14 protein-coding genes are annotated in these 12,435 nt (G+C 71.1%); 5 read left to right on the top strand and 9 right to left on the bottom strand.

What is annotated here, in order from left to right; all coding sequences use genetic code 11:
* The first annotated feature begins 106 nt into the window (after positions 1-106).
* Complete coding sequence (locus ACFVYS_RS12330; RefSeq protein WP_389501319.1) at positions 107-484, top strand: WhiB family transcriptional regulator; 378 nt, start codon at positions 107-109, stop codon at positions 482-484.
* Positions 485-618: 134 nt separating this feature from the next.
* Here ACFVYS_RS12330 and glpX read toward each other — a convergent pair whose 3' ends face one another.
* Positions 619-1,653, bottom strand: coding sequence for a class II fructose-bisphosphatase (gene glpX, locus ACFVYS_RS12325; RefSeq protein ID WP_389501317.1), 1,035 nt, complete (start codon positions 1,651-1,653; stop codon positions 619-621).
* A gap of 126 nt (positions 1,654-1,779) precedes the next feature.
* On the opposite strand from glpX, the gene ACFVYS_RS12320 reads away from it, so the two are divergent.
* A complete protein-coding gene (locus ACFVYS_RS12320) occupies positions 1,780-2,304 on the top strand; it encodes a DUF4245 domain-containing protein (protein WP_389501315.1) in 525 nt (174 codons plus the stop codon).
* A gap of 100 nt (positions 2,305-2,404) precedes the next feature.
* Here the strand turns inward: ACFVYS_RS12320 and ACFVYS_RS12315 are convergent, their stop codons facing one another.
* The 4 genes from ACFVYS_RS12315 to ACFVYS_RS12300 all read right to left on the bottom strand — a co-directional run bounded on the left by ACFVYS_RS12315 (position 2,405) and on the right by ACFVYS_RS12300 (position 6,357).
* Entirely contained in the window at positions 2,405-2,995 is a 591-nt protein-coding gene (locus ACFVYS_RS12315) for a malonic semialdehyde reductase (protein ID WP_389501313.1), read from the bottom strand.
* 384 nt (positions 2,996-3,379) lie between these two features.
* Positions 3,380-3,604 carry an exodeoxyribonuclease VII small subunit gene (locus ACFVYS_RS12310; protein ID WP_020128007.1) on the bottom strand — a complete coding sequence of 75 codons (225 nt, stop codon included), beginning with the start codon at positions 3,602-3,604 and terminating at the stop codon, positions 3,380-3,382.
* A 45-nt stretch (positions 3,605-3,649) separates the two neighbouring features.
* The gene (xseA, locus tag ACFVYS_RS12305) at positions 3,650-4,867 is read right to left on the bottom strand and encodes an exodeoxyribonuclease VII large subunit (protein WP_389501311.1); all 1,218 of its coding nucleotides are present in this window, start codon (positions 4,865-4,867) and stop codon (positions 3,650-3,652) included.
* Positions 4,868-4,974: 107 nt separating this feature from the next.
* Positions 4,975-6,357 (bottom strand): APC family permease, encoded by a 1,383-nt coding sequence (locus ACFVYS_RS12300; protein ID WP_389501309.1) that lies wholly within the window; start codon positions 6,355-6,357, stop codon positions 4,975-4,977.
* Positions 6,358-6,461: 104 nt separating this feature from the next.
* Here ACFVYS_RS12300 and ACFVYS_RS12295 point away from each other — a divergent pair, with 104 nt between their 5' ends.
* The gene (locus ACFVYS_RS12295; RefSeq protein ID WP_389501307.1) at positions 6,462-7,529 is read left to right on the top strand and encodes a 4-hydroxy-3-methylbut-2-enyl diphosphate reductase; all 1,068 of its coding nucleotides are present in this window, start codon (positions 6,462-6,464) and stop codon (positions 7,527-7,529) included.
* Positions 7,530-7,582: 53 nt separating this feature from the next.
* Positions 7,583-8,329 (top strand): polyphosphate--glucose phosphotransferase, encoded by a 747-nt coding sequence (gene ppgK / locus ACFVYS_RS12290; protein WP_389501305.1) that lies wholly within the window; start codon positions 7,583-7,585, stop codon positions 8,327-8,329.
* Between the two features lie 204 nt (positions 8,330-8,533).
* Here the strand turns inward: ppgK and ACFVYS_RS12285 are convergent, their stop codons facing one another.
* A complete protein-coding gene (locus ACFVYS_RS12285; protein WP_389501303.1) occupies positions 8,534-8,944 on the bottom strand; it encodes a DUF6542 domain-containing protein in 411 nt (136 codons plus the stop codon).
* A 413-nt stretch (positions 8,945-9,357) separates the two neighbouring features.
* Between ACFVYS_RS12285 and ychF the strand changes: the two genes are divergently transcribed.
* Positions 9,358-10,446 carry a redox-regulated ATPase YchF gene (gene ychF / locus ACFVYS_RS12280; RefSeq protein WP_389501301.1) on the top strand — a complete coding sequence of 363 codons (1,089 nt, stop codon included), beginning with the start codon at positions 9,358-9,360 and terminating at the stop codon, positions 10,444-10,446.
* Between the two features lie 132 nt (positions 10,447-10,578).
* Here ychF and ACFVYS_RS12275 read toward each other — a convergent pair whose 3' ends face one another.
* From ACFVYS_RS12275 to ACFVYS_RS12265, 3 genes are all read right to left on the bottom strand, one after another.
* Positions 10,579-10,842, bottom strand: coding sequence for a type II toxin-antitoxin system RelE/ParE family toxin (locus ACFVYS_RS12275; protein WP_389501299.1), 264 nt, complete (start codon positions 10,840-10,842; stop codon positions 10,579-10,581).
* Complete coding sequence (locus ACFVYS_RS12270) at positions 10,835-11,104, bottom strand: type II toxin-antitoxin system Phd/YefM family antitoxin (RefSeq protein WP_093544945.1); 270 nt, start codon at positions 11,102-11,104, stop codon at positions 10,835-10,837. Before ACFVYS_RS12270 ends, ACFVYS_RS12275 begins: the two co-directional genes overlap by 8 nt.
* A gap of 262 nt (positions 11,105-11,366) precedes the next feature.
* Positions 11,367-12,296, bottom strand: coding sequence for a squalene/phytoene synthase family protein (locus ACFVYS_RS12265; RefSeq protein ID WP_389501297.1), 930 nt, complete (start codon positions 12,294-12,296; stop codon positions 11,367-11,369).
* Positions 12,297-12,435: the final 139 nt, after the last annotated feature.

Here is a 12,435-nt window from a genome sequence, read left to right as displayed (position 1 = left end):
GTGCTGCGGGCACGGTGGTCGGGAACTCAGTGCATAGGCGCGCGCACAGCGGGTAGGCCTTGCTGCATCGTCTCTCGCTCGCGAAGCCGTCGTCAGGAGTAGACCCGTGCTGCAACCGCCGCATTCGCCCGTGCAGGTCGCCGCTGTTCCGGCCCAGCGGGTACCAGCGCGCGACAGGGATCAAGACGCCCCCTGGCATACCGAGGCGGTGTGCCGGCGCGACGAGGCAGGCCTGTTCTTCGCCCCCTCCAAGGAGCCCACGGCCGCCCGGCTCTCCCGCGAGGAAGCCGCGAAGCGGGTCTGCGCGCGGTGTCCCGTCATGGTGGAGTGCCGCGAACACGCGCTTCTCCAACCCGAGCCCTACGGCGTCTGGGGCGGCCTCACCGCCGCCGAACGCCGGGTGGCCCTCGCCCGGCGGCGCCGCCGTGACGTGGAACTGCAGAAGGCGGCACAGTCGGCGGGCCGCATAGCGGCGGCGGGCTGAGCGGCGGGCCGAGAAGTCCTCGGGGCACGTGAAAGGGGCACCCCCACCGCACCGGGGGTGCCCCTCTCACGCACTACGGGGGCCGCTCGGCCCGACCGGACCACCGGGCTGCCCGGCCCGACCGGGCTACGGGGTCACTTGGCCCGGTCGAAGTCGACCGCGCTGTAGGCCCGCAGCTTGCTCAGCCGGTGCTCGGAGTCGATCCGCCGTACCGTCCCGGACTTCGACCGCATCACGATCGAGTCGGTGGTCGCGGTCTCCGACCGGTACCTGACCCCCCGCAGCAGCTCACCGTCGGTGATGCCGGTGGCGACGAAGAACACGTTCTCGCCGGTCACCAGGTCCTCGGTGGTCAGGACGCGGTCGAGGTCGTGCCCGGCGTCGAGTGCCCGCTGCCGCTCCTCGGCGTCCTTGGGCCACAGCTTGCCCTGGATGACACCGCCCAGGCACTTCACGGCACAGGCCGAGATGATGCCCTCGGGGGTGCCGCCGACGCCGAGCAGCAGGTCGACGCCGGTGCCCTCGCGCAGGGCCAGGATCGAGCCGGCGACATCACCGTCGGAGATCAGCTTGATGCGCGCCCCGGTCGCCCGGATCTCCTCGATGATGCCCTCGTGCCGCGGGCGGTCCAGGATGACGACGGTGACGTCCTCGGGCGTGGCCCGCTTGGCCTTGGCGACCCGCCGGATGTTCACGGCCACGGGCGCGTCGATGTCGACGAAGTCGGCGGCCTCGGGGCCGGTGACCAGCTTGTCCATATAGAACACGGCGGACGGGTCGAACATCGCGCCCCGCTCGGTGGCCGCGAGGACGGCGATCGCGTTCGGCATGCCCTTGGCCGTCAGCGTGGTGCCGTCGATCGGGTCGACCGCGATGTCGACCTCGGGCCCGGTTCCGTCACCGACGCGCTCTCCGTTGAAGAGCATCGGGGCTTCGTCCTTCTCGCCCTCGCCGATGACGACCACGCCGTTCATCGACACAGTGGAGACGAGGGTCCGCATGGCGCGCACCGCGGCACCGTCGGCACCGTTCTTGTCACCGCGTCCCACCCAGCGGCCGGCGGCCATGGCGGCGGCTTCGGTCACCCGGACGAGTTCCAGGGCGAGGTTGCGGTCGGGGGCCTCGGAGGGGACATCGAGTTCGGACGGCAATTGATGATGCTCGGTCATCGGAGCGCACCTTTCTGATACGACGACGGCCGGATGAGGGTTCGATCCCGACTCTATCGTCAGTCCGACAAAATGAGCAGGGGACCCCACGGATGAGCGCATCGGGCACCTGCGACGATAGGGGGCGTGGCAGGTTCGAACGGCAAGCAGAAGACAGCCCGCGACATGATTCTCTCCCTCGGGGTGATCATGATCGCGGCGTGGGTCATATACCTCTTCGTCCCGCACGACGATCGCCCCCGCGAGGTCCAGCAGGTCGACTACCGCGTCGAGCTCCTCACGGCGCGCCGCGCGGCGACGTACCCGGTGGCCGCGCCCGAGGGGCTGCCCGACGCCTGGAAGGCGACCTCGGTGCGGTTCCAGGGAGAGGACTTCGACGCATGGCACCTCGGTTTCCACGCTCCCGACGGGGAGTACGTGGCGATCGAGCAGTCCACTCAGCAGCGCTCGGAGTTCGTCGAGGAGGCGAGTCAGGGCTCGAAGGCGACCAAGGTCACCGAGCAGATCGGCGGCCGTACCTGGACCCGTTACACCGGCGGCCGGTACGACGCGCTCGTCCTCCAGGGCGAGACGGGCTCCACCACCGTGGTGGCGGGCACGGGCTCCTTCGAACAACTGTCGGCGATGGCCGGCGCGCTGAAGCTGGCGTGAACACCCCCCGACCTGCGGAAAGCACCGCGCGGTGACTGCGAGGTGACAGCGAAGAGGCCCCCGGCGTGCTCGGCGGGGGCCTCTTCGCATGTCACCGGTCTCAGACGGTGGTGACGACCTCGTCGTACGCCAGGCGCGGGGAGCGCGGGTAGGAGGCGCCCTCGCCCGGCTTGCCGATGTTGACCACCATCAGCGGGGTGTGGTCGTCGTCCAGGAACTCCTTGCGGACGCCCTCGAAGTCCACGCCGGTCATCGGGCCTGCGGCGAGACCGGCGGCGCGGACACCGATGATGAAGTACGCGGCCTGGAGGGCGGCGTTCAGCGCGGCTGCGCCCTCGCGGGCCGGACGCTCGCTGAAGAAGAGCTCCTTGGCCTGCGGGAAGGCCGGGAACAGGGTCGGCAGCTCCTGGTGGAACTCGTTGTCCGCGGAGAGGATCGCGACCAGCGGGGCGGTGGCGGTCTTGGGCTGGTTGCCCTCGGCCATGTGCTGCACCAGGCGCTCGCGGGCCTCGGCGGAGCGGACCAGGGTGATGCGCAGCGGGGTCTGGTTGAACGCCGTCGGCCCGTACTTGACCAGGTCGTAGATCGCCTGGACCTGCTCGTCGGTCACCGGCTCGTCGGTGAAGGCGTTCGCGGTGTGGGCCTCGCGGAACAGCAGGTCTTGGGCGGTGGGGTCGAGAACGAGAGACATGCGGGAACTTCCTCGGTGATGGCGTCCGGATCCCGTACCGGACCGCGGTCCGGATAGGCTGACGACACCGAGAGTACGCATGGAAGGTTCAAGGTTCAACAAAAGTCGGAGTGAGGTGATCCGCTTCACAGACTTGCCGGCACGGGGCCGTCGCGCGGCGCCGTCGCAAGCGCCTGCCACAGAGGGCCGCATCCACGCGCCCGGTGCACGGGGCCGCCTCACGCTTCCGCTACGCAGGGCCGCCGCGCGGCGCCGCCTCACACGCCCGCTGCGCAGGGCCGCGCGCGCCGACTGCACAGGGCCGCCTCACGCTCCCGCCGCACAGGGCCGCCGCACAGTGCCGGACCTCACCGCATCCCCCGGCCGAGAGTGCCTCGGCTCGGCTCACTCTCCCTCTTCCGCCTCGCCCTCCTCGGCCAGTGCCGCGTCCAGCCGTGCCCGGGCGCCCTCCAGCCAGCGCCTGCACACCTTGGCCAGCTCCTCACCGCGCTCCCAGAGGGCGAGGGACTCCTCCAGCGTCGTCCCCCCCGCCTCCAGACGCCGTACGACCTCGATCAGCTCGTCGCGGGCCTGCTCGTACCCGAGCGCCTCGTCCGTCTTGCTCGTCATGCACCCAATCCCAGTGGTCGTCGTGGTCGTTGTGGACGTTGGTGCCTAGGTGTCGACGTCGTCGACCCGGACGGTGAACTCGCCCTCGGCGACCCGCGCGCGCAAGGTCTCGGTGGCCGTCACCTCGGCCGGATCCCGGACCACGTGCCCGTCGGCCCTCTGGAGCACCGCGTACCCCCGCTTCAGCGTCGCGGCCGGTGAGAGGGCCACCACGCGCGCGTGCGTATGCGTCAGCTCGGAGTCGGCGCGGTCCAGGAGGTGCCCGAGCGTGCGCCGCGAACGGTCGACGAGCGAGGAGACGTGATCGGCCCGCTCGTCGATCATCCGATGCGGATCCTGCATCGCGGGCCGCGCGAGGGCGTGGGCGAGCCCGCGTTCCTCCCGCTCCAGGAACGCCTGCGCGCACCGCCGCGCCCGCCCGCGCAGCATCCGCACCCGCTCCAGTTCCTCGCCGACGTCCGGTACGACCTTCTTCGCGGCGTCGGTCGGTGTCGAGGCGCGCAGGTCGGCCACATGGTCGAGGAGGGGGTTGTCCGGCTCGTGCCCGATCGCCGAGACGACCGGCGTACGGCAGGCCGCGACCGCCCTGACCAGCTGCTCGTCGGAGAACGGCAGCAGATCCTCCACGCTTCCACCGCCGCGCGCGACGATGATCACGTCCACCTCGTCCAGGCCGTCCAGCTCCTTCACCGCCTGGACGACCTGCGTCACCGCGTGCACGCCCTGGACGGCGACGTTGCGCACCTCGAAGCGGACGGCGGGCCAGCGGTGCCGGGCGTTCTCGAGGACGTCCCGCTCGGCGGCCGAGGCCCGTCCGCACACCAGCCCGATGAGCTGCGGCAGGAAGGGCAGCGGCTTCTTCCGGGCCGGGGCGAAGAGGCCCTCCGCGGTCAGGGACTTCTTCAGCTGCTCCAGCCGCGCCAGCAGCTCGCCGACCCCCACCGGCCTTATCTCGACGGCCCGCAGCGACAGCTGGCCGCGCGGCGCGTACCACTCCGGCTTCGCGTGGACGACGACCCGCGCACCCTCCCCGACGACGTCCGCGACCGCGTCGAAGACCTGCCGGTAGCAGGTGACGCCCACCGAGATGTCGTGCGACGGGTCCCGCAGCGTCAGAAACACCACGCCGGCACCCGGCCGGCGCGACAACTGGGTGATCTGCCCCTCGACCCACACCGCGCCGAGCCGGTCGATCCAGCTTCCGATGAGCCGCGAGACCTCGCCGACGGGCAGCGGGGCGTCCGCGGACGTGTTCACAGCCATGCGCCCGAGCGTATCGGCCGCCACCGACAATCCGGGGGTCCCGCCTCCCGGGGCGAGGAAGGGCGGGGCGAGGGCCGGGGAAGGGGCGGCGGGGCTGCGGCGTACCCCTAGGCGGCGGCCCGCGGCCGCCCGCGCTGCGCGAACAGCACCACCGCACCCACCGCCAGCCAGATCAGGCCCACCCACTGCGCCGTGCCGGACGCCTCCGCGATCACCGCGATCGTGATCGCCGCACCCGCCACCGGCATCAGCACATGCCGCCACCACACCACCGGGCCACCCGCCCGCCGCACCGCGAACCACCCCACCACGCTCGCGTGCAGCAGGGTGAAGGCCGTCAGCGCGCCGATGTCGACCACCGACACCAGGTGATCCATCCCGTCGTCGCGCCGCGCCGCCCACACCGCCGCGACCATCGTGACGACGGCCGAACACAGCAGCGCGACCCGCGGCACGCCCCCGTCCGTCCGGGCCAGCACCCGCGGCAGCCGCCGCTCACGTCCCATGGCGAACAGCAACCGGCCGGCCGCCGCCTGTCCGGCCAGGGCGGCGAACGCGGCCCCGATCGCCTTGCTGACCGCCACCAGATCGTGCAGCCAGGTACCGACGGACACATCCACGGCTTCATAGAACGCCGACCCCTGCCGACCGGGATCGGCGGCCAGCTCGGCGGACGACACCGGCTCCAGCAGCGCCACCAGGTACGTCTGCGTCACGAACAGCACACCGGCCAGCGCCAGACAGAACAACAGGGCCCGCGCGACCTTCTCCGAGCCCCCGGTGACCTCCTCCGCGAAGCTCGCGATCGCGTCGAAGCCCAGATAGGACAGGACGGCCACCGACACCGCGCCGATCACCGCGGACAGCGCGAACGCCCCCTGCGAGCCGTCTCCGCCCACCGGCGACAGCCAGCCGCGCTCCGCACCGTCGCGCGCGAGGACCACCACCGCGGACACCACGAAGACGACCAGGACGACGATCTCCAGCGCCAGCACCAGGAAGCCCACGCGGGCCGCCGCCCGCACGCCCCACAGGTTGAGAAGGGTGGTGACCACGACCGCGAGCGCCGTCCACACCCACCGGGAGACCTCCGGGACCAGCGCGTTCATCGCGATGCCGGAGAACAGGTACGCCACGGCCGGGATGAGGACGTAGTCCAGCAGCGCCATCCAGCCGGCCACGAACCCGGCCCTCTCGCCGAGCGCCACGCGCGCGTAGGCGAACACCGAGCCCGCCTGGGGGACGACCCGCACCATCTGCGCGTAACTGAAAGCGGTGAACGCCATGGCGACCGTCGCGACGACGTAGACCAGCGCCACCGCCCCGTGCGACTTCGCGTCCAGCGTGCCGAAGATGCCGACCGGCGCCATGGGCGCGATGAACAGCAGCCCGTAGACGACCAGGTCGCGAAAGCGCAGGCTCCGCCGCAGGTGTCCGGGACCCTCCCGGGCCGGACGGTCCTGGGTGCCGGTGTCGGCGGTGTCGGACATCAGTGCCTCCGCGCGTCGGGTCCTGGCCACCCCCCTCGGCTCACGGCCGGTCTGCCCAGTCTCCCCAAAGTGGTGATCTCCGACCCCTCGGGCGCGGCCTTACGATGGGACGCATGACTGCTTCGCCTGGCCGCCGCCGTGTCCTGCTCGCCGCTCCCCGGGGCTACTGCGCGGGCGTCGACCGTGCCGTGATCGCCGTCGAGAAGGCCCTGGAGCAGTACGGGGCGCCGGTCTACGTCCGGCACGAGATCGTCCACAACAAGTACGTCGTGCAGACCCTGGAGCGAAAGGGCGCCGTCTTCGTCGAGCGGACGGAGGAGGTCCCGCCGGGCAATATCGTCATGTTCTCCGCGCACGGTGTCGCCCCCGTCGTCCACGAGGAGGCCGCGCGCGGGCGGCTGGCCACCATCGACGCCACCTGCCCCCTGGTCACCAAGGTCCACAAGGAAGCCGTGCGCTTCGCCAGCGAGGACTACGACATCCTCCTGATCGGGCACGAGGGCCACGAGGAGGTCATCGGCACCTCCGGCGAGGCCCCCGAGCACATCCAGCTCGTCGACGGCCCCGAGGACGTCGCCAAGGTGGAGGTCCGCGATCCGTCGAAGATCGTGTGGCTCTCCCAGACCACCCTCTCGGTCGACGAGACCATGGAGACGGTCGACGCCCTCAAGGAGAAGTTCCCGCAGCTCATCTCCCCGCCCAGCGACGACATCTGCTACGCCACGCAGAACCGTCAGCTCGCGGTGAAGCAGATGGGCGCGGAGGCGGAGCTGGTGATCGTGGTCGGCTCCCGCAACTCCTCGAACTCCGTGCGGCTCGTCGAGGTCGCCAAGCTCGCCGGCTCCCGCGCGGCCCACCTGGTCGACTTCGCGAGCGAGATCGACGAGGCGTGGCTGGAGGGCGTGACCACGGTGGGCGTCACCTCCGGCGCCTCCGTCCCGGAGGTCCTCGTCGAGGAGGTCCTGGCCTGGCTCACCGAGCGCGGCTACGGGGACGTCGAGCTCGTCAAGGCGGCCGAGGAGCACATCACCTTCTCGCTGCCCAAGGAGCTCCGCCGTGACCTGCGCGAGGAGGCGGCGGCCCTGGCGGCCCAGCGGGGCGGCAGCGGTACGGCGTCCGAGGCCGCGTCCGACACGGCGTCCGGCGCGGTGTCCGGTCCGGCGGACAGCTGACCGACACCTCGGCCGAGTGAGTGACTGTCAGTCGACCGTCGTAACGTAGGGCCATGCAGATCTTCGGCGTGGACATCGGCGGTTCCGGGATCAAGGGTGCCCCGGTCGATTTGGACAGGGGTGACCTGGCTCAGGAGCGCCACAAAGTGCTCACCCCGCACCCGGCCACGCCCGAGGGCGTGGCCGACGGCGTGCGGGAGGTCGTCGAGCACTTCGAGTGGACCGGACCGGTGGGCCTGACCTTCCCGGGCGTGGTCACCGGCGGCTCCACGATCCGTACGGCGGCCAACGTCGACAAGAGCTGGATCGACACGGACGCGCGTGCCCTCTTCAGCGAGCGGCTGGGCGGCCTGCCGGTGACGGTGGTCAACGACGCGGACGCGGCGGGCGTCGCGGAGGTGTCCTTCGGCGCCGGCCGCGACCGCAGCGGCACGGTGATCCTGCTGACGTTCGGCACGGGCATCGGCAGCGCCCTCTTCGTCGACGGCGTCCTCGTCCCCAACACCGAGCTCGGCCACCTGGAGCTGCACGGGCACGACGCCGAGAAGCGCGCCTCCAGCAAGGCCAGGGAGGACGGCGAGCTGACCTGGGAGCACTGGGCACGCCGGGTCACGAAGTACCTCGCCCACGTCGAGATGCTCTTCTCGCCCGAACTGTTCATCATCGGCGGCGGCGTCAGCCGCAAGGCCGACAAGTTCCTGCACCTCATCGAAGGCATCCGGGCGGAGATCGTCCCGGCCGAACTGCAGAACAACGCGGGCATCGTGGGAGCGGCGATGCACGCGGCGAAGGCGGACTAGCCCTGGCGGGCCCGCCCGCCCGGCTGCTCCAACGTCCGCGCTCCCGACCGTCCGCCTTCCGGCCCTCCCGATCGTCCGCCTTCCCGCCCGGCTGCCCGGTAGCGAGAGCCAGGCGGGCCGGCGGCCGACGGCGGTGGTGCCTGGCGCCCGTGCGTGGTGATCTGTGATGCCTGGCGACCTGCCGTCGGTGACAGCAGGTCGCGGTCAGTGGTGGTCGGCGTTCTGTCGGCGGGCCGCTGCCCGGCGCAGTCCGCGCGCCAGGATGGCGGCTCCCGCCACGAGCGTTCCGGCGTACAGCCAGCCGACCTGGGTGGCCAGCGCCGTCACCAGCCCCATCAGCCGGGCCCCGATGCCGTTGCCGCCCTCGGAGACGGGCAGCAGTCCCACGGCGAAGGCGATCGGCACGACGACCGGCGCGGACAGCAGGTCACCCCCGCGCACCCACAGGGCGGTCAGCAGGCACACCGGCAGGAACAGCACGCTGTACACCGTCAGTGAGGCACCGAACAGCAGCTGGTCCAGGCAGCCGATGCCGAACATCAGCACTCCGCTGAACAGCCCGCCGCCGAGCCCGGTGAGCCGGGGGTTCGGCAGCCGGCGCGCCGTCCGCTCCATCCGTTCCGCTTGTGCCGTCCGTGCCGTCCGCTCCAGGGGCGGCGCGGGCCGTCGACCGGCGGGGCGGGGACGGACGGAGCGCGGGGCGCGGGCCCGGCCGGGGCCACCCGCCGGGCGCGGCTGCTTGCGGCCCGGCTCCCGGCCTGCCTGGGGCGGCAGGGGTGGCGGGTCGCGGCGGGTGCCTCGGGCCGGGGGGCGCGTCCTGTGTTGCTCCACCGGACCAACTTAGGTCGGTTTATGTGCCGAATCGGGTGTCGGACACGCCGTGGGGCCGAGCTTGGCCATGCGTTCGACAGGTCCGCCGGGGCGGCGCCGGGCACGCCGTAAACTGGTGGACCGGTCAGCTCTCTGGCCCCTGGCCCTCTCACTCCGGGAACTGGCCTTCCGGCCCTCTCACCACGGGAAGTCGCAACGTGTCGCTCACGATCGGAATCGTCGGTCTGCCGAATGTCGGCAAGTCGACCCTGTTCAACGCCCTGACCAAGAACGACGTGCTGGCGGCCAACTACCCGTTCGCCACGATCGAGCCGAACGTCGGCGTGGTCGGCGTCCCGGACGCCCGCCTCACGAAGCTGGCCGAGATCTTCTCCTCGCAGAAGATCCTCCCGGCGACCGTCGACTTCGTCGACATCGCGGGCATCGTGCGCGGCGCGAGCGAGGGTGAGGGCCTGGGCAACAAGTTCCTGGCGAACATCCGCGAGTCCGACGCGATCTGCCAGGTCATCCGCGCCTTCAAGGACGAGAACGTCGTCCACGTCGACGGCAAGGTCTCGCCCAAGGACGACATCGAGACGATCAACACCGAGCTGATCCTCGCGGACCTGCAGACGATCGAGAAGGTCCTGCCGCGCCTCCAGAAGGAGTCGCGGATCAAGAAGGAGGTCGCGGCGAAGGTCGCGGCGGTCGAGGCGGCGCAGGCGATCCTGGAGAAGGGCGACACCCTCTTCTCCGCGGGCATCGTCCAGGGCTCCGGACGCGAGGAGCTCCTGCACGACCTGCACCTGCTCACCACCAAGCCGTTCCTCTACGTCTTCAACGTCGACGAGGACGAGCTGGTCGACGAGGAGTTCAAGGCCGAGCAGAGCGCGCTGGTCGCCCCGGCCGAGGCGATCTTCCTCAACGCCAAGCTGGAGCAGGACCTCGCCGAGCTGGACGAGGAGGACGCGATGGAGCTGCTGGAGTCGGTCGGCGCCGAGGAGCCCGGCCTCGCCACCCTCGCCCGCGTCGGCTTCAACACCCTGGGCCTCCAGACGTACCTCACGGCCGGCCCCAAGGAGTCCCGCGCCTGGACCATCAAGAAGGGCGCCACCGCACCCGAGGCCGCCGGTGTCATCCACACCGACTTCCAGAAGGGCTTCATCAAGGCGGAGGTCATCTCCTTCGCCGACCTGGTGGAGACCGGCTCGGTCGCCGAGGCCCGCGCCAAGGGAAAGGCCCGCATGGAAGGCAAGGACTACGTCATGCAGGACGGCGACGTGGTGGAGTTCCGCTTCAACGTGTGAGCGGGTGAACAACAGCACGTCGCTGGCGTGGCGAACTGCAGGTCAGAGGGGGTCGGGCTCGTGGGAGCCCGGCCCCGTCGTCGATACCGTGCTGGATCGGTGCTGGATATCCTGACCCGATGTCAGGAGTGCTCAGGTGTCGTAGACGGTAGAGCGATGCCCGACGTGCACGACCCACACCACCAGTTCGCCGTTGTCGATCGTGTAGATCACGCGGTAGTCGCCCACCCGTAGGCGGCGTCGGTCGGGCTGGGAGACCAGGGCTGTGGTGTTGAACCCCAGCGGGTCGCTCTCCAGCTCGGTCAGCTTGGCGAGAAGGCGGAGGGCCATGTCTCGAGGGACTTTGCGGAGTTCGGCTTGAGCCTCGGGTCGGAAGACGGTGCGGTACTCACTCACTGCGCGCCAGCGTCTCCCTCATGATGTCCTCGATCGGGATGCCGGGTGCCGGGTTGGTCATGCGCTCGTCGATGATTCGGTTGATCTCGCGCTCTTCCCACTCCTGGTACTTCCGGAGCACTTCGATGGACACCACGGCGGCCACCTGCTTTCCCCGGCGCGTGATCACCGTGGGTACGTCGTCGCGGTCAGCCCGCTCCACTACCTCGGCCAGGTGTGCCCGGACATCGCGGATGGACTCTATGGGCAGCGGCTGCGTCATGCGCACAAGAGTACCGAGTGTCGCATGTGTACACAACGGCTCATTGTCGTGCTGAGGGGTGCCGGGTGAACCGCAACCGTGCTGGATCTGTGCTGGACGCACTCGTTGAAAGACGCGCCTTCGCAGGTGGGAGCGTTGTGTTGGGCATTCCGCTGCAACGTCTGAGCGGCTGACGTGGCACTATGCCGGCGGCCTGGCGGACACGCAGGTCAGATGGGGCCGGCTCGTTACCTGAGCCGGCCCCTGGCTGTTCGGCGTGCCCTCAGCGGCCGATGCTCCGCGCCGTCCGGCGGGCGTGCCACAGGACCCGCAGGGTGGCCGGCAAGGGTGGGCTCGCGGGGCCGTGCAGCAGGGCCGGGCCGCGGGTCAGGGCCGCGTCGGCGGTCAGCAGCTCGATCTCGACGAACGCCTTCAGCAGGGCCCGGCCGGGGGGCGACACCCGGACGGGCAGGTCGCGGGCCGTCTCCAGGGCGGCCCGGGCCGCCCTGACCTCGTGCTCCACCAGGAGGCGCAGGCCCGGTGACTCGCGCCCCGCCGCCAGGTCCGCCGGCGTGACGGAGAAACGCGCCAGCGTCCGGGCCGGAATGCCCGAGCGCCCTTCCGCGACGTCCTCGGCGAGGTCATTGACGAAGTCCAGCCGCTGGCTGCCGTCGATGAGCGTGCGGCACATAGCCCGGTACCGGCCGCCGTCGACCTCGGCGATCTCGTCGTCCTCGGGCCCCAGCAGGACCGCGACCAGCAGGAAGGCGGGCAGCGAGTAGGCGTCCACGTAGGCCTGGTAGTCGGTCTCGGAGGCGAAGCCGGTGAACTCCAGCTCGGCGACGGCGGTGGACAGGTACTCCTCCACCGCCTCCTTCAAGCGTGGATACGTGGCGACGGTGTGCGCCAGCGTGCGGATCAGCGGGTCGTCGGACACCCCCGTCTCCAGTGCCTTGCGCACCCCCTGCTCCCAGGACGTCCACGCCGCGGTCCGCTGCGGTTTCGGGCCAGTGTCCAGCAGGTTGTCCCCGTGGTGCATCACGGCCGTCGCGGCCACCACATGCGGCAGCACCGACGGTGGCAGCAGTAGCCGGGCCGCCAGGTAGGAACTGCGGCGGAACCGCGCCACCAGTCGGCGCGCCTCGCCGTAGTCGTCGCGCAGCTCCGGATCGTGGATCCCGGCCGCGGTCAGGCTCCGCCTCCACGTGTGCACCTTCGGCACCGTCAGCCGCGCCGGGGCGGAGTGAGCTTGTCGAGGTCGAGGCTGATCTCGAAGGGCACGGGGCGTTCCAGGACGCCCCGGAAGACCGGCGGGCGCATCCAGTCGGGCAGTGCGGTCATGGGACAACCCT

Source organism: Streptomyces sp. NPDC058295, assembly GCF_042880655.1.
Classification (GTDB): Bacteria; Actinomycetota; Actinomycetes; order Streptomycetales; family Streptomycetaceae; genus Streptomyces; species Streptomyces coriariae.
Note: the sequence above shows the minus strand (reverse complement) of the source record. Positions and strands in the feature narration are given on the sequence as shown.